Source organism: Actinoplanes sp. NPDC000266, assembly GCF_042899005.1.
Classification (GTDB): Bacteria; Actinomycetota; Actinomycetes; order Mycobacteriales; family Micromonosporaceae; genus Actinoplanes.
Genome location: NZ_JBIAZI010000017.1, coordinates 116,926 through 132,817, shown reverse-complemented (window position 1 = coordinate 132,817; position 15,892 = coordinate 116,926). Strand labels below are relative to the sequence as shown.

At 66.5% G+C, this 15,892-nt stretch carries 11 protein-coding genes and 1 pseudogene; 6 read left to right on the top strand and 6 right to left on the bottom strand.

Translation table 11 applies throughout. The annotated features are described in order from the left end of the window. The first annotated feature begins 18 nt into the window (after positions 1–18). Positions 19–1,419 carry an NAD(P)/FAD-dependent oxidoreductase gene (locus tag ACFY36_RS46620; protein ID WP_499752368.1) on the top strand — a complete coding sequence of 467 codons (1,401 nt, stop codon included), beginning with the start codon at positions 19–21 and terminating at the stop codon, positions 1,417–1,419. Here ACFY36_RS46620 and ACFY36_RS46615 read toward each other — a convergent pair. Further along, positions 1,414–2,091: a zinc-binding dehydrogenase gene (locus tag ACFY36_RS46615; protein ID WP_499752367.1), complete on the bottom strand. Its 678-nt coding sequence runs from the start codon at positions 2,089–2,091 to the stop codon at positions 1,414–1,416. The genes ACFY36_RS46620 and ACFY36_RS46615 overlap by 6 nt on opposite strands. Here ACFY36_RS46615 and ACFY36_RS46610 point away from each other — a divergent pair. Further along, positions 1,997–2,311 carry a GntR family transcriptional regulator gene (locus ACFY36_RS46610; RefSeq protein ID WP_499752366.1) on the top strand — a complete coding sequence of 105 codons (315 nt, stop codon included), beginning with the start codon at positions 1,997–1,999 and terminating at the stop codon, positions 2,309–2,311. The genes ACFY36_RS46615 and ACFY36_RS46610 overlap by 95 nt on opposite strands. A gap of 108 nt (positions 2,312–2,419) precedes the next feature. On the opposite strand, the gene ACFY36_RS46605 is transcribed toward ACFY36_RS46610, so the two are convergent. Next, positions 2,420–3,355 (bottom strand): HNH endonuclease, encoded by a 936-nt coding sequence (locus ACFY36_RS46605; RefSeq protein ID WP_499752365.1) that lies wholly within the window; start codon positions 3,353–3,355, stop codon positions 2,420–2,422. 119 nt (positions 3,356–3,474) lie between these two features. Between ACFY36_RS46605 and ACFY36_RS46600 the strand changes: the two are divergent. After that, positions 3,475–4,054: pseudogene (locus ACFY36_RS46600) on the top strand (transposase); the annotation flags it as partial. 60 nt (positions 4,055–4,114) lie between these two features. Here ACFY36_RS46600 and ACFY36_RS46595 read toward each other — a convergent pair. Together ACFY36_RS46595 and ACFY36_RS46590 are read right to left on the bottom strand one after the other, a co-directional pair. After that, a complete protein-coding gene (locus ACFY36_RS46595) occupies positions 4,115–8,656 on the bottom strand; it encodes a phosphorylase family protein (protein WP_499752364.1) in 4,542 nt (1,513 codons plus the stop codon). Positions 8,657–8,946: 290 nt separating this feature from the next. Next, positions 8,947–10,185 carry an FAD-dependent monooxygenase gene (locus ACFY36_RS46590; protein ID WP_499752363.1) on the bottom strand — a complete coding sequence of 413 codons (1,239 nt, stop codon included), beginning with the start codon at positions 10,183–10,185 and terminating at the stop codon, positions 8,947–8,949. Positions 10,186–10,208: 23 nt separating this feature from the next. Between ACFY36_RS46590 and ACFY36_RS46585 the strand changes: the two genes are divergently transcribed. From ACFY36_RS46585 to ACFY36_RS46575, 3 genes are all read left to right on the top strand, one after another. Then, complete coding sequence (locus ACFY36_RS46585; protein WP_499752362.1) at positions 10,209–10,850, top strand: TetR/AcrR family transcriptional regulator C-terminal domain-containing protein; 642 nt, start codon at positions 10,209–10,211, stop codon at positions 10,848–10,850. Positions 10,851–11,353: 503 nt separating this feature from the next. After that, positions 11,354–12,727 (top strand): cutinase family protein, encoded by a 1,374-nt coding sequence (locus ACFY36_RS46580; protein ID WP_499752361.1) that lies wholly within the window; start codon positions 11,354–11,356, stop codon positions 12,725–12,727. Positions 12,728–12,801: 74 nt separating this feature from the next. After that, complete coding sequence (locus tag ACFY36_RS46575; RefSeq protein ID WP_499752360.1) at positions 12,802–13,266, top strand: hypothetical protein; 465 nt, start codon at positions 12,802–12,804, stop codon at positions 13,264–13,266. Here ACFY36_RS46575 and ACFY36_RS46570 read toward each other — a convergent pair. Together ACFY36_RS46570 and ACFY36_RS46565 are read right to left on the bottom strand one after the other, a co-directional pair. Further along, entirely contained in the window at positions 13,238–14,770 is a 1,533-nt protein-coding gene (locus ACFY36_RS46570; RefSeq protein WP_499752359.1) for an acetyl-CoA acetyltransferase, read from the bottom strand. The genes ACFY36_RS46575 and ACFY36_RS46570 overlap by 29 nt on opposite strands. Further along, a complete protein-coding gene (locus ACFY36_RS46565; RefSeq protein ID WP_499752358.1) occupies positions 14,757–15,881 on the bottom strand; it encodes an NAD(P)H-dependent flavin oxidoreductase in 1,125 nt (374 codons plus the stop codon). Before ACFY36_RS46565 ends, ACFY36_RS46570 begins: the two co-directional genes overlap by 14 nt. Between the last annotated feature and the right edge of the window lie 11 nt (positions 15,882–15,892).

Sequence of the window (15,892 nt, the reverse complement as noted above, 5' to 3'; positions counted from 1 at the left end):
CGAGGGTGTCCTGGGTTCATGACCAGGCCGGCATACGACCTCGACATCCGCACCGACGCTCAACGGCTCCGCTCGGCCCTGGCCGGTGCGGCCCGTACCCCGTTCTGGCTCGAGGATCCGGGCCGGCCGGCCCCGCTGCCCGCCCTCGTGGGCTCGATCGAGACCGACCTGCTGGTCGTCGGCGGCGGCTACTGCGGGCTCTGGACCGCCCTTCAGGCGAAGGAGCGGGACCCGGGCCGTGACGTCGTCCTGGTCGAGGCCGAGGAGATCGGCTGGGCCGCGAGCGGCCGCAACGGCGGTTTCGTCGAGGCCAGCCTCACCCACGGCCCGGCCAACGGCCGGCGCTACTTCGCCGACGACCTGGACGTGCTGGACACCCTCGCGACCGAGAACTTCGCCGGCTTCCGCGACTCGCTGACCAGGCACGGCATCGACGCCGAGTTCGAGGAGGAGGGCGCCCTGTCGGTCGCCACGGAGCCGCACCAGGTCGACGAGCTGCGCGCGCAGCCCGGCTTCCTCGGCCCCGACGACCTGCCCGTGCGGTCGCCGCTCTACCGCGCCGGCGTCTTCCACAAGTCGGGCAACGCGCTGGTGCACCCGGCCAAACTCGCCTGGGGCCTCAAGGCCGCTTGCCAGGCTTCGGGTGTACGCCTCTTCGAGCACACGCCCGTCAAACGCCTGACCGACGGTCGCGGCACCGTCCGCGCCGCCACCGGCATGGGCACGATCCGCGCTCGGCAGGCCGTCCTGGCCACCAACGGCTTCCCGTCCCTGCTGCGCCGCAACCGCCTGCTGACTCTGCCCGTCTACGACTACGTCCTGATGACCGAGCCGCTCACCGACGCCCAGCTCGACGAGATCGGCTGGCACGGCCGTTTCGGCATCTCCGACACGTCGAGGCAGTTCCACTATTACCGCAAGACCGCCGACAACCGGATCCTGTGGGGCGGCTACGACGCCGTCTACCACCGGGGCCGCGGCATCCGCCCCGAATACGACCAGCGCCCGGAGACGTTCAACCGCTTGGCCGACCATTTCCTGCGTACGTTTCCACAACTCCACGACATCAAGTTCACCCACACCTGGGGCGGCATGATCGACATGTCGACGCAGCTGGCCGCGTTCCAGGGTCTGGCGATGAACGGAAAGGTCGCCTACGCGGGCGGGTTCACCGGCTTGGGCGTGGCCGCCACCCGTTTCGCGGGCACCGTCATGCTCGATCTGCTCTCGGGGGCGGACACCAGCCGTACACACCTGAAAATGGCCACCAAGCGCCCGCTGCCCATCCCACCCGAACCCCTCACCTACCCGGCGGTCCAGGTCATTCGCCGCGCGATTGCGGCGTCGGACCGCAATGCGGGCCGCGACGGCCTGATCCTTCGTACGGCGAACCTCATGGGTTTCTCGTTCGACTCATAACAGGATCACGGTCTTGCCGATCGCGGTCCGGTTCTCGACCGCCGCGTGGGCATCGGCGGCCCGCTCCAGGGGGAAGGTCTGCCCGATGAGCGGCCGCACGGTGCCCGCGGCGGCGTGGTCCATCATCCGTGCCGCCCACCGCGCCACATGCGGGCCGAAGTCGAAGAGCTGCTCGATCCCGATCAGGTCCACACCCCGCTCACGCGCCTCGGCCGCTGTCACATCGGTGACGTCGCCGCTGGAGGCCCCGTGCACGGAGAACCGGCCACCCCGGGCCGTCACCGCGAAGGCGGCCCGGCCGATCCGCCCACCGACCCCGTCGAACACCACCGTCGGCCCGGCCCCGCCGGTCATCTCCAGCACCCGGCCGGTCCAGTCGGGCTCGGAATAGTCGACCGCGCCGGTGCCCAACTCTTTTATGGCGGCCAGTTTCCGCGGCCCGCGCGCGGCCCCGACGACGTGCGCGCCGGCCGCGAGGGCGAGCTGAGTCAGAAGGCTGCCCACACCACCGGCCGCCGCCTCGACGAGCACGCGATCGCCGGAGCCGATCCCAGCGCGTTCCACGAGACCCAGCGCCGTGCTGCCGTCGCTGTGCAGAGCGACCGCCTCCGGCAGCCCGAGCCCGTCGGGCACAGGGAACAGGTCGCCGGCCCGCTCGGCGAAGCCACGCACCGACGGACCCGTACCGGTCTACGTCCAGATCGCCGACTACATCGAAGACGACATCAAGACCGGCCGGCTCCAGGCACACGACCGCATCCCCACGGAGAATGAGATGCACGCCGAGTGGGGAGTAGCCAGAACAACAGCAAGACGAGCCGTCAACCTGCTCCGCGAACGAGGCCTGGTCTACACCGTCCCGCAGCGGGGCACATTCGTGAACCCGAAGTAATCTCGCTCTTCGCGGCTCCGCGCCTGCACATCGTTATCCTCGAAATCGGCTCCGACCGACAATCGAGTGGCCCCATTAGATCCGCCGATGTTCCCGGGTATCGATCTACTACTTCCGTGGTCGACGGTAGTAGCGGCGTTGCTGCCCGCTCGGAGCAAGCAACTGAGACGACTTTCGCAAATTGCAGCTTTCGCATAGGAGTTGGAGGTTGGATAGATCGTTCAGGCCTCCCGCGGCAAGCGGAACTACGTGATCGAAATGGTCCGCAGGCAAGGCATCAAGAAGGCCCGTCAAATTTCTTCCGCAGATCGCACAATGGCCTCGATCGCGAAAGAATACGGCGCTCTTTACCCATCTAGGAGGCGCCTTTCGCTTAAGGACACCTTCGCTCTTGAAGAGTTTTCCGCTGTCCTGGTACTCATCAAGCAGATCTGACCCGAATGAATCTGGACCATACTGTTGCACATAGAGAGACAGGGTTCGATGAAGGCGACCGAGGAGAATTCGGTTCGGGAAGATGGTGTGGAAGACTTCATCGGAAATCTGCGCAAGAAGCTGGTCGTAAACCTCTGTCATCTGGAGGTCGCAAGTGTACTCGTAGCAAGCGTCGGCGGCGTCATTGGTTTCGGTCAAGCTTGTGATATTCCCCTCTCTCGATTCTTTCATTACCGGTTCTGGAATTAGAAATGGCTCTTCGTCATTCACCCCGTATGCGCGCAAGGCGATATCGACCGGCAAGTAACGCCTTAAATTCAAGCCGACTTCAGTTTGCTCATATATCGAAATGTATGGGCCGTTCGTATCGTCGAGAAACATCTCGTCGGCGATCACACGAACAAACTTATGCACTGCTGTTTCATGCTGCCAGGGCTGGAAAAACCCTACTATATAGTCGTTGAGGAATTCGAGATCACGCAGGTCGGCAGAAGCGCCAACTGCTCGAGTAAAACGTAGCGCGATTTCGTACGTTCTGTAGTGCCGATGGTTTATCCACTGCCGACCATCAACTACCGGGTCACTTGCCGGTCTGCTTTTCGCCGCCATGCGGAAAGTATAGAGGGTGATTGGCCGTTATGATTCACGCCTGGGTCCCCGATCATGGCGGATGTCGATTAGCGTCTCCGGGCAATTTTGACCCAAGCGTGAGACCAGGAGAAACCGCGATGGCCGCAGAACCGAGTTCGAACGTCGCTGAGATGCTATGCGAGCATTTTCAACCGGCGAGCCCTGATCTACTGCGGGCGATGGTGAAACCTTCGCCGATGCGCTGAAGGCCGTCGACGCGGTGTGCGAAGCCGAGTACGGCGAATGCAGCGACGAACGAACTAACTCCCGCAACGGCTACCGGCATCGCGACTGGGAAACCCGCGCCTGGCACGGTCGAGCTGGCAATCCTGCATTTGCGGCAGGGCAGCTACTTCCCGGACTGCACCGCCGCCGGCCACCCAGAACAAGCTCCTGTCTCGGTCGTGGCCATGGCCTCTGCTGGCGTCTCGACCCGGGGGAGAGAATCTTGTCGAGCAACTCGACGTCAAAGTCCTTGTCCCAGTCCCAGGTCTCGGAGAGGGCACGGCACCTCGACACCCAAGCTGAAGCGTCCCGCAACCGTCCCTCGGCACCGGCCCCTACACCTGCGTCTGGGTAAACGCCTTGGTCACCAAGGTCCGAGAAGCCGGCCGCACGATCAACGACCACGCCCCGAGCACGGTCGGCGTCAATGACAGCAGGCCGCGGATTACTTTAGATGCGCAACAACCTCAGATTCAGCAACTTCGACAGCGCATTACACCTTCGTCCCCGAAGTTATTTCCCCGCCGATTGAATGTAGGCAGCGAAAACACGGCTGCCGACTTCATCGCTGAGTTGAGCCACCAGAGCAGCGATGATACGGCTCGTGGCCTCGGGTCCTGCCGAGTTAAGGAGTCCTCGGCACAAGATGTCGACGAGCGGCTCGAGTGCATCTGCCGCAGGGTAGTGGCGGTCGCCGATTTCTTCGGCAGCCTTGATCACCAACTCGGTGATGCGGCCAGCCTCCTCAGAGACGGCTGCGTTGGCGGCAGCGCCGCCGCCGCGTACTGCGGCGAAAAACGGGTCGATGAATAAGATGACCCAGGCCAGGAGCGCAGAAACGACCTTCGGTCGCGCTGGCGGGATGGTCGCCCTAGCGAGTCCTTCAGCTGCCTGGTAGGCCCAGATAGCGGTTTGTTGGGCGTCCATGTCATTGGGGCGGCGGCGCATGAGCGAGCGAAACTCGTCGAAGGACTTGGGGATGTCGCGCCACGCAGCAGGCCGGGAGATGGCGAGGGCGAGCGGGCTGTCGACCTTCCACCGGGCGTTTTTAGCGAGCGCATGCCATGGCTCGCTGATGGGAATATCGACAACCTTGTTTTCACGTAGAGATACGGTCGCAGCATTAACGCCGTCTTCATCGGCGAACGCTCGGATCAGATCGAGCGAACCGAATGCGGGAACGCCCAAAGCGCGGGCGAGGCGTCGTATGACGACGTCGTCGGCCCAGACCGGGATACCGATTTCTTGGGCGACTGTGATGGCGCTGAGCCAGCGATCTCGGCGGGTGTCAGCGGTGACGGGTGCAACCTGAAGCCCTTGGACGTCGGCCCATACCTGTTCGGCTGCTTCGGAGTGTGCCTGTGCCTCCTCGGGTGTGGTCTCGCTGACGAAGGGGTGCTGTCGACGAGTGTCCCATCCGAGGGTGGCGGTGGACCTCATCGACAAGCTGCTGCGGGCACGGGTGATGTCTTCGCGAACGGGGGCCGGCACGATGACTGAGTCCAGGCGAGCGGCGAGCTTCTTGAACGTGTAACCCGTCCACCGCGCAACCACTAGCGCTGTGGTGTCGATGACAGCGCGGCGCCCCAGCGTTTCCCGTGCAGTTTCCTCGCCGCTGTCGTCGTCGACGGCCATGATGTAGCCGAGGTCGCGTCGGATGAGGCTTTCAGTGCAGGTTCGTCCTGCTGCTTCGGTGAGGATGACCAGAGGGACGCGGCCAGCGCGTACCTCGCTCGACAACTCCTCGAGAGCCTGTTGGCGGGCCTCGCCTCGCCGAAGGAACTCATAAAGGAGGTCAAGGTTGTCATCTTCGACCTTGATCTGAGTAATGGAGGCGTTCTCCCCGTGTCGCTCAAAGTAGTTCTCGAGGTAAAGTCGGAATTCTGCGATCTGTGTCTCGGTAAGGGCGGAGTCGGGTGCCATTAAGACAATTGACATGGCAGCAGCAGCGATCTGCTCGTCGTTGGCCCAATCAGCTGCTGCGCGCATGAACATCGCATATATCTTCGGGTCGCTAAGTCGAGATACCGTCGGCGAAGCGGCTGCATCCTTACTCGAACGGAGCTCCTGAATGGCGGAGTGAAGAATCGTGAGAAATAGTTGAGCCTTTTCGCGTTGGTTGAAACTTAGTGCTGGCGCGCGAAGGAGCACGGTTAGCGCTTTATCGAACTTCTCCATAAAGAATAGCGCCTCGGCCAGTAGCCAATACTCAACCTCGGGAACCGGCAGGCCGTTGAGAGTGGATTCGTCAATTACTTCCTCGGTGCGGATCGCAACGTCTCGCCAAATCTTCCCATTGCGGGCAAGCTGTCGGAGCGCACGTAGAGCCTTCAAGCGTATTGGCCTGGCATCGTCGCGACCCAGCAGCGTGAGCGCGATATTGCGGGCAGTTTCTGCGAGCCCGTTATTCATGGCTATCTCGAGTGCCATGGTTACGAGCGGGATGTCGCCGCGGCTCATGCCTTCGTCTAATACCAGCCGGGCGGCCTCCTCAGCGCGGCCGCTAGCTATGAGTGCATCGGCGTGAGCGTCCAACGCGAGTTCATTGTGTTCCAGACGAACGAATTGCAGAGCCCCTTCCGGGTCTCCCTGGCTGAGGAGGACCCTCGCACGCATAACGTCCGCTAACTGAGGATCGATCTGCCCGAGGCTTTCGATATGGCGCATGACGATCCCCTGCTCATTCTCCTTGAGTGAGTTGAACCTCCGGGCGAGCGCCATCAGGGCTTGAAAATCGCTATGGTGTCGGCCCACGGAATGTTCCAGCGCCGCGAATAGGGCCTCCTTCGCCTCACTTGCCATTTGCGGGTGACCGCCTAGCACCTCAGCACGCATCAATTCACCCTCGACTCGGTCGGGGTTCTTCGCGGCGAGCGCTAGCGCAAGCTCATCATCGCCAGCGGCCCGCGCGATCACGGCACCAAACCGCACCACATCCGGGTGCTTAGCTTCTCGCTGCGATGCGACTCCGTCGGGAGCAGGAAGGAGCAGCCGCATGGCACCGGAAAAATCGCCTTGGATTGAGCGTGCGCGTGCTGCGATGGCCAACGCAGGTCCCGAGGATCCGCCCCAGTCCCGAAGGTTTTCACGAACCTGCAACGCGTCAATTTCCACGATCTTGGCCCGTTTTGAGATTTCGTCTTCTACATCGGTCGAAGTACGGCCAGACGCTGAGACCAAGACACCTAGCATCGCCTGTGCATGGGCCAGCCGCGTCCCTTCCGACTCGGGCCGCAGAGCTAACGCCCATTGTGCGAGCCGCAAGCCGTCGTCGGCGAGATCCCGAGTCACTGGATTGCCGCGCGACTGGCGTACGCCCAGACCAGATGGCACGCCGAGCCGGTCTGCTGCCCCAGGGGTCAGCATCATCTGAGCGAATTGCCGCAGAACCAAGGTCGCCGTGACATCGCGCAACTCCTGGTCGAGTTCGACCTGCGCGACCGGCTCCTTAGGCGCCCTAAGCACGCCCGATGTGTCGACGAGACCTAGCGAGGCGATGGCAGCCTCAGCACGCGCCTTGGTCACCGCGAGGTCGCCGCCGAGCACGGCGCGAAAGAACTCAATGACGGAGCCGACCCGGGCGACGACATCATCCCCGAAGTCGTCCATGGCTCGTGAGTTCGGCTCATCATCGGTGTTGTCTTCGTCGGGTTCTCTTCCGAGGCGTTCAAGTCGGGCAGTGAGGGTAAAGTATGCGCTCGCGCCGAGGTCCCCGGTGAGTCTCGCAGCCGACGCGGCCTGGTCATACCCGCGCCACGCGACCGTAGAGCCGGCGATCGATGCAAGCGAGGAAACTAGTGCCCAGCCGTCTCCGGTGTCGTCCTCGCGCAGCCAAGCCGGTGGCCGGTGTAATGCGCGGTTCAGCCATGTGGCCGCCGCGCCGGCACGCCGGATCTCGGCGAGTGCGCTTTTTGCTGCGTTAGCCCTGGCCGGAGAGCGGCGTCCGAGGCGGTCCATCCAGATCTGGACGCCGCCCGGAAGCGACACAGCAACAGAATCCTTCTGATCGTCGGTGGGTTCAGTGGGGGGCGTTGTTCCGCCGCGCTTGAAGTCATCGGGGTGGGCGAAAGTTAAGATGTCACGGAACAAACTCGCAGCGTTCCCGGCTGCGCGCGGCTGAAGGTCATCGTTTCCGGCTTTAGCCTTGTCGCCGATGAAATCGGAGAGGCCGCGAACGGCGAGGACTGGTAGGTCGTGAATGTCGGCGCCAGCAGCGAGGCCGAACGACTCCATATCCAGCGCTGCCGCGTCCTGAAACCGGGAGCGGATTTCCTGAATAATTGGGCCGTCGGGGTCATGCTGAACCGCCTCGACGGACACGATCGGCGCGACGTAGGCGTGCGCGTGTTTGGCGTTGTAGTGCCGGCTTCGGGAGGATGGGGTCCATTCACTATCGGCGATGCAGGCGTTGACAACGTTGATCAAAGGCGCAGGCACGACGTAAGTCTTGTCCCGACCCAGAAGCTTGGAGCCGAACTCGGTCGGCACCTGCTTACCAACATATGGATTGTGAATTCTGCTCCCCACTACGACATCTAGGTGGCCATGGTCCGTCGGCTTCAAGCCACCGGCCGTGCCGACAAAGGCGACAAGGTTTGCGTGTAAGTCGCGGGCGGCAATCCCGACGAGCGCCGCCGACGTCGCGTTCCCCATACCGGCGCGGGCCAAGTAGACAATCCAGCTAACGTGATTACCGATAACTTCTCCGCGAACCATCCAGATGTCACCTATCCGGACCCGCTCGGTGTTCAGAAGCCGGTTGCCGACTTCCGTGTGCTCCAATTCTACTGCGGTGACTACGAGTGCAATCCGTTCCTGTGGCGAGCCCTCCAACTCCTTGAGCTCTGCGACGTTGGCAGTCGTGGTCCATAGGATCGCCCGGCCTGCCTTGGTCGACCGGACAAGCGCACGGCTCTGAAGCACCTTCAGTACCCGGTTGGCGGTGTTGGGCGCGACACCCGCGATATCGGCCACCTGTCGGCCGCTCAAAGGTTCGGCGGATCGCCGGAGCATCCGCACGATGTCGAGTTCGAGGGCGTTCAGGGATAAGGCCATGTCAGGAGCATGGCAGGTGCACAAGCCATGTGCAAGTCACTCTTGAACTTGCACGTTCATTTTACGCGGTGCAGATGCCAGCCGCCTGAGAAGAGGTCGGGCATGGCGGATGGGACAAAAGGACTGCTTGATTGGACCGACGCCCACCACATCGTGCACTGGAAGGACGGTGGCACGACTTCCCTGAACAACCCCAAGTCTCCCTGGCTGGGAAGATCGCGAGTTCAGCGAACAGTAGGACGTGGCCGTCGTGATCGCCGGGAACGCCGTCTCACTGAGCTCTTCGCGGCTCAGGCGACATGGATCGGCACCGGGTCCGCCGGGAGCTGCCAGCCGCCGCCGCGGTCCTCCTTCGCGAAGCGGGCGGTCAGGTCGGGGATGTGCAGGAAACAGGCGAGCGCGGTGGCGGCCTGGAAGGCGTCGATCGCGGCCTGGCTCATCGGCATGCCCAGGCGCAGCAGGCGTGGATTCACTTCACCCTGGATCTGGTCGACGAACGGCCGCAGCGTGGTCTCGTAGTTCGTCAGGGCGGTGGTGAGGTCGTCGGGGCGCCGGTTGATCTCACCGGCCAACACGTAGGCGCCGACCAGGCCGCCGGAGATGCCCATGCCGCTGTAGGGGGAGGCGCAATGGGCGGCGTCTCCGGCCAGGACGACCCGGCCGCGGGACCACGAGTCGATGCGGACCTGGGCGATCTCCTGGGAGTAGAAGAACGGGCTGGTCGTCATGCCGTCGATGAACCGCCGGGTCTGCCATCCCGCGTCGCGGAACCGGCTGGCCCAGAACTGCTGCTGAGCGTTCACCGGTTGCCGGTGGATCGCCGAGGCTTCGGCGGTTTCTTCCCGCAGCACGAAGTAAACCTGGGTCTCGGCCGGGTTGTGGCTGCGGCGCATGATTTGGCGGCCGCCCGGGACCATGTACGTGTCGCGGATGTTGCTGTCGGAGGCGATGCGCGGGACGAACCAGTAGGCCATGTGGATACCGACCCGCCAGTACGGGTCGGCGCCGCCCGGGAGGATGGCCTGCCGCAGGCGCGAGCCCTGCCCGTCCGCGGCGATCAGCAGGTCGAACTCGCCGGTGGATCCGTCGGAGAAATGCGCGACAACACGGTGTTCGTCCTGCTCGAAGCCGTCCACGCTGCGGTCGAAGAGGTACTCGGTGTCGTCCTTCGTCGCGTCGTGCAGGATGCGCACCAGATCGCCGCGCATGATCTCGTACTCCGAAGTGAGGCTCTGCCGGCCGCGGCCGGAGGTGTTGGCCATGATCGTGGCTTTGGCGCGGCCGTGGGCGTCGATGAAGGCGACGCCCGCCTCGTCGACCAGCTTGCCGCGGACAGCTTCGAGCAGTCCCATCCGGCGGATGGCCTCGATGCCCTGACCGCGCAGGTCGACCTGAGCGCCGCTGGCCCGCAGGGCGGGGAAGCGTTCGGCGACGGTGACCCGGTGTCCACCGCGCGTGAGCCAGAAGGCCAGAGCCTGCCCGGCGACGCCGCCACCGGCCACGAGGATGCGCAGAGAGTGTGTGGTCATGTCTCTCGCCCCAAAATCTATCGGTGAATGATTTCTTCACAATATCTATCGGCGATAGACTCTGCAACGTGACGAAGATCCGCCGCGAAATCGTGGTCGCCGAGGCGCTGGCCCTGCTCGACGAGGCCGGGCTGGACGGCGTCAGCACGAGGCAGCTGGCGAAGCGGCTGGGTGTCGAACAGCCCACGCTCTACCACTACTTCCGTACCAAGAGGGACCTGCTGGCAGCCCTGGCCGAGGCAGCGATGGCGCCGCACGCCACCGCGCCGCTGCCGGCGCCCGGCGACGACTGGCGCGCCTGGTTCCTGGACAACACCCGAAACTTCAGGCGCACCCTGTTGACGCATCGCGACGGCGCGCGGTTGCACGCCGGCAGCGCACCCACCGGCGACATGGAACGGATCCGTCACAAGATGGCGTTCCTGGTCACCTCCGGCGTGCCCGAACGCGACGCGCAGATGGCGATGCTGGCGGCAAGCCGTTTCACCGTCGGCAGCGTGCTGGAGGAGCAGGCCGACACCGGCCCCGGTATGGATCTACCGCCCGACATCCCCGCGATCGATCACGAGTCAGCCTTCGAGGCGGGCCTGGCTCTCATCCTGGCCGGCCTGGCGAGAGCGCTCGACCCGGCTGACCCTTCGCGTGAATCCGGCCCAGCAACATGAGCACCACCGGCAGGCCCCACCCAGTGAACCTCCGCTCGCTAGGTAGGCAACGCTTCATTGCTCTGCCCCAGGCCGTAGCCAGCGCCCCGCCACCTCCGCGCCGTGCCGGGCCCTGAGCCTGCGCGACGGTGACTGCGGCTTCCCCTACTACGACCGTCCGCCCCGCTGGACAGACGACCGCCACGTCACCTCCTGGACCGACGGCGGCCCGACCACCTGAACAACCTGGTCCTGCTCTGCCGCTACCACCACCGCGTGATCCACCACCCGACGGCCGGATGGCAGATCCGCCTCGGCTCCGACGGCCATCCTGACTTCGTTCCACCAGCGTCGATCGACCCCGATCGACAACCCCGCCGTAACGGAGGGACAGTGGTCAGGCAGACCGAGCTGAACTAACGGGCGAGGCGCGGGTCCGAGCGGGCGACCCCGCGCGGCGGGATCGTTCCACGGCCGGGGGATGACGCTCCCATGACGGTCGGCCCGGCCGTCATGCTGCGCTGATGAAACGGATCCTGTCGGTTCTGGTGCTGGTGGCCGCGACCCTGACCGTGGCGCCGCATGCCGCGAGCGCGGCCGGCCCGAAGTGCGGTGACGTGCTGTTCGTCGGAGTCGCCGGCTCCGGGGAGAGCGGCATGGGCGCCGAAGTCACCGCCGTCTACAACGCCGTCAAAGCCAAGGCCAAGGGCCGCACCGTCACCGCCTACGCGCTTCCCTACAAGGCCGCCGCGGTTCCGGTCATGCTGATTCCCGGCAACGGCATCGCCCGGTACATGGAGAGCCTCATCGGCGGTGAGGAGAAGCTCAACACCTTCCTGTTCGAGCGGATCCGCCGCTGTCCCGGTGAGCGTCTCGTCCTGGCCGGCTACTCGCAGGGCGCCATGGTCGTCCACCGCAGCATGCAGATCCTCGGCACCCGCGTGACCGATCGGGTCGACGCCATCGCCCTCATCGGCGACGGCGATCGGCTGCCCGGTGATGACGGGCAGATGCTCGGCACCGCCGGCGCCAAGGCCAAGGGCGTCGGCCAGTGGTATCCGCGCTGGTCCCAGGCCAACGGCCGCAAGTTCGGCGGCGCGCTCGGCGGCCGCGTGTTCAGCCTCTGCCACACCCTCGACATCGTCTGCGATCACAAGCCCGCCGCGCACAGCACCCGCGCCGGCATCGGTGTCGGCATCGCCGTGCACACCAGCTACCGGCTCGGGTCGCAGCTCGCCGATCTCGGGGCCAAGGTCGCCGGCAAGCTGCGCCGGGATGCGCTGACCGTCTACCGGGCCGGCGGCCGGGCCGGCTTCGTCTCGTACGTCACCGGGTTCAGCTGCCCCTCCGTGGCCAGCGGCTATGTTCTCGTCGTGACGCGCGGCGCCGGGCAGTCGGCGTCCGAAGGCTTCACTGATGTGGACAGCAACGCAGCTCGGGTCGGCACCTCCGAGAATGCCGCGCCGGGCACCTACACCGCCACGGTGACCTGCGAGGCGTCCACCGATCCGAACGTGCGCACCGGCGGCCGGGCCCTGATGACGTACGCCTTCACCCAGACCGTCACCAGTGCCAAGCCGATCCTCGGGGTGAGCCCCGCCCGGGCGCGGCCGGGTCAGGTACTGACCGTGACCGACGGTGGCGGCTGCGGCGCCTATCCGGCGCCGGCGCAGAACGTCGAGGTCGCGGTGCACGACGCTGTGCGCGGAGGCAAGCCGGTAGTCACGGCCGCCCGCTCGGTGACCTCGGCCGGCCGCTGGAACGCGGTGTCGCTGACCTTGCCGGCCGGATCCGGCGCCGGTGGCTGGCGGGTCAGTGCCACCTGCCGCGCCGCGAACGACGACACCGCTGATCAGTCCTACCAGCCCTATCCGGCCGTGACTGTGGCGGCGGGCTGACGGGCCCGGTGCGAGCGCCCTCGTGACCTCGTGGTCGACTGACCGCGAGGTGTACGAGGAGAGGCGGGACCGTGATGTCGAGTGCTGAGGCCGGGGTACAGGAACATCTTCAGCCCGGCGAGGCTTTCCGGGCCGCCGTCTGGGTGAGCCGGGCGGACGGGCGCACGGTGGTCGGCATGACCCGGGCCGAGATGTCGCCGTGGCGGTTCCGCCGGCCCGTGCAGGAGCGGCGCGGCCTCAACGGCGCGCCCCGCAGCCTCGCCGCCGGCCTGGACGAGCACATCCGCACGGTCAACGACCCCCGCGTTCTCGCCCTGACCGATCAGCGCCTGATCGTTCTGTCCCAGCGCGGCGGGCTCTTCCGCCGGGCCGCCGACGGAGCGCAGTCCCTGCGGCCGCGCTGGGAGTGTCCCCGCGCGAAGCTGGCCAAGGTGACCGAGAAGGACGGCCGTCTGCGCCTCGATTTCGCCGACGGCTCCTCCATCACCCTGCTGACGCCGGCCGCTCAGGTCACGCCGTTCCTCGAGGCGGCCGGCTGACCCGGTTGCCGTCGTCGCCGGGGCGCACGGTCACCCGCTCCCCGATCGGCTCGCCCTCCGACAGCAGGTCGAGGATCTGGTCGCCGTGGGCCAGGAAACGGCTCCCGTCGGACTCCAGGCGCCCGACCACGATGCCGGTCCGGTCGCCGCCGCGGTCGTGTTTGACGGTGTACGTCTCGATGACCGCCGGGCCGTCCGCGGATGTGGCCTGCGCGGGCGCCGGCCGGGCGTCGAGCTCGGCCTGCAACTTCTGGCTGTCGGACGGCTTCCACGCCACCGGGGTGGTCGTGTAGACGCCGGTCGAGTATTTGCTCATCATGCCGCCGTTGGCCCCCACGAAGCCGTAGCTCCCGGGTTCGGCGCGGCAGCGGGAGACCGTGGAGGCGATCGCGTGCATCGAGTAGTTGTTGCCGGCTCCGCCGAAGAACGGCAGCCCTCCGGTCACGGTCAGGCCGCGCGGGTCGTCCGGTGACAGGCCGAAGGCGTCGGTGATGGCGAAGACCGGCGCCGGGAAGCAGCTGTAGAGGTCCATGCTCGCCACGCCGCCCATGTCGATGCCGGCGAGGTCGAGCGCGTGCCGCGCCGCCGTCACCGCGGCCGGGCTCGCCGACAGGTCGGCCCGGGCCAGCAGGTCACGTTCCCGCAGGTCGGCGTGGCCGGCCAGAAAGACCCACTTCTCCTTGGGTACGCCGAGACGCCGCGCCGCCGCGAGCGACATGAGCAGCACCGCCGCGCCCTGATTGACCTTCTCCCGCGCGACCAGATAGCGGGTGTACGGGTCGGCGATGGGCCGGTTCGCCTCGGAGACGGTGACCAGCTCGGCCGCGCTGCGCACCACCGGCGCCGCCGAGTGCGGGTTCGCGGCCGCGATACGGGTGAACGGCTCGAACAGCTCACCCATGGCCGCCGCGTACGAGGAGCGCGACAGGCCCAGGCGGGCGCGGCGCGCGTTCTCGAAGAGCGCGTAGTACGCGGGGGTGTCCGTCAGGCCGTACGGGAAATGGTCGAGGTCGACGATGCCGTCCAGCCCGAACCCGCGGTCCTCGAGCGAGCCCGGCGCGTGCTCGGTGAAGTCCGGCGGGTCGTCCGAGGAGGCGAGCCGCGAGATGGTCGAGATCGCTTCGGCGCCGGTGAGCAGCACGACCCGGGCGTCTCCGGCCGCGATGGCCGCGGCGAACTCGTTCACCAGATGCTGCGGGCCCTGTCCCCCGCCGACCTCCAGCACCGCCCGGTACGGCGCGGCGCCGACGCGGGCCGCCACCGAACGCGGGAAGTTGTCCGACCGGCCGAGCGGGGCCTGCGAGAACGGCAGGGACACCTCGAACTGGCGTACCGCCGCAATGGTGTCGATCTCGGAAGCGGCGATCGAAGCGTCGTCGAGGGCCTCCCGGGCGGCGTCGGCCGCCAGGTCGGCGGGCGAGCGGCCCCGATAGCCGGGTTCGCCGAAGCGTTCCGAGACCTGGCCGGCGCCGACGATGACCGGGGTGCTGTCAGGCAGGGGCAATGAGACCTCCGAGCTCGGCGATGCGGCGCTGGCAGTCCTCGGCCATCTGGCGGGTGATGTCGCCGGCGGGCCGGATGCCCTGGAACGAGCCGACGACCTGGCCCACGAAGAACGACTCGAGTTTGAGCGCGCCCTCGTGGCCGTCCTGCGCGGCCGCGTCGATGTGCTGCCAGGCCTCCTCGACCAGCATCAGTTGCAGGGGCAACGGCAGCGGCCGCGGGCTGCCGGGCGCCTCCCACTCGTCGTGCCAGGAGGTGCGCAGCTGACGGGCCGGCTTTCCGGTCCGGGTGGGTGAGCGCACGGTGTCGGCGCTGGTCGCGGCCAGGAACTTGTCCTTGATGGCCTGGACCGCGATGTCCTCTTCGCTGGAGAGCCACACCGAGCCGCACCACACGCCGGCGGCGCCGAGGGCCAGCGCCGCCGCCATCTGCCGCCCGTCGGCGATGCCACCGGCGGCCAGCACGGGACGGTCGCCGGCGATGTCGACGATCTCCGGGGTGAGGACCATGGTGGCGATCGTGCCGGTGTGCCCGCCCGCTTCGGTGCCCTGCGCGACGAGCACGTCGACCCCGGCCGCGATCTGGCGTTCGGCGTGCTGGGCCTTGCCGACCAGGGAGGCGACCACGACGCCGGCTTCCTTGGCCCGCGACACGAGCGAGGGCGGCGGCGTGCCGAGCGCGTTGGCGATCAGCGCGATCGGGTGCTTGAACGCCACGTCCAGCAGCGCCGGCGCCCCGTCCGGGGTGATCGCCGCCGCGACCTCACTGTGGTCGATAACAGACGACGAAACGGGAATGTCGTATTTGTCGAGGAGGGAAGCCACGAAGTCGAGATGGGCCGCGGGAATCTGCGCGCGCAAGCTCTCGACGAGGCGCGATGGGTCCCCGGGAACGAACTTCGACGGGACAAGCAGATCCACGCCGTACGGCTTCCCGCCCACCCGCTCCTCGATCCAGCTCAACTGCGCGTCGAGCTCGGCCGGCGAGTACGCCGAGGCGGCCAGCACCCCGAAGCCACCGGCGTTGGTCACCGCCGCGACCACCGCCGGCGAGCGGTTGAAGCCGACGATCGGATGCTCGACGCCGAGCAACTCGGTCAGGGCCGTACGCATGCTGGTCCCCC

What these genes read in the sequence shown, in the direction of transcription:
- ACFY36_RS46595 (WP_499752364.1), bottom strand. Translation starts at nt 8,656, where the DNA reads ATGGCCTTATCCCTGAACGCCCTCGAACTCGACATCGTGCGGATGCTC.
- ACFY36_RS46620 (WP_499752368.1), top strand. Translation starts at nt 19, where the DNA reads ATGACCAGGCCGGCATACGACCTCGACATCCGCACCGACGCTCAACGG.
- ACFY36_RS46590 (WP_499752363.1), bottom strand. Translation starts at nt 10,185, where the DNA reads ATGACCACACACTCTCTGCGCATCCTCGTGGCCGGTGGCGGCGTCGCC.
- ACFY36_RS46575 (WP_499752360.1), top strand. Translation starts at nt 12,802, where the DNA reads ATGTCGAGTGCTGAGGCCGGGGTACAGGAACATCTTCAGCCCGGCGAG.
- ACFY36_RS46605 (WP_499752365.1), bottom strand. Translation starts at nt 3,355, where the DNA reads ATGGCGGCGAAAAGCAGACCGGCAAGTGACCCGGTAGTTGATGGTCGG.
- ACFY36_RS46580 (WP_499752361.1), top strand. Translation starts at nt 11,354, where the DNA reads ATGAAACGGATCCTGTCGGTTCTGGTGCTGGTGGCCGCGACCCTGACC.
- ACFY36_RS46565 (WP_499752358.1), bottom strand. Translation starts at nt 15,881, where the DNA reads ATGCGTACGGCCCTGACCGAGTTGCTCGGCGTCGAGCATCCGATCGTC.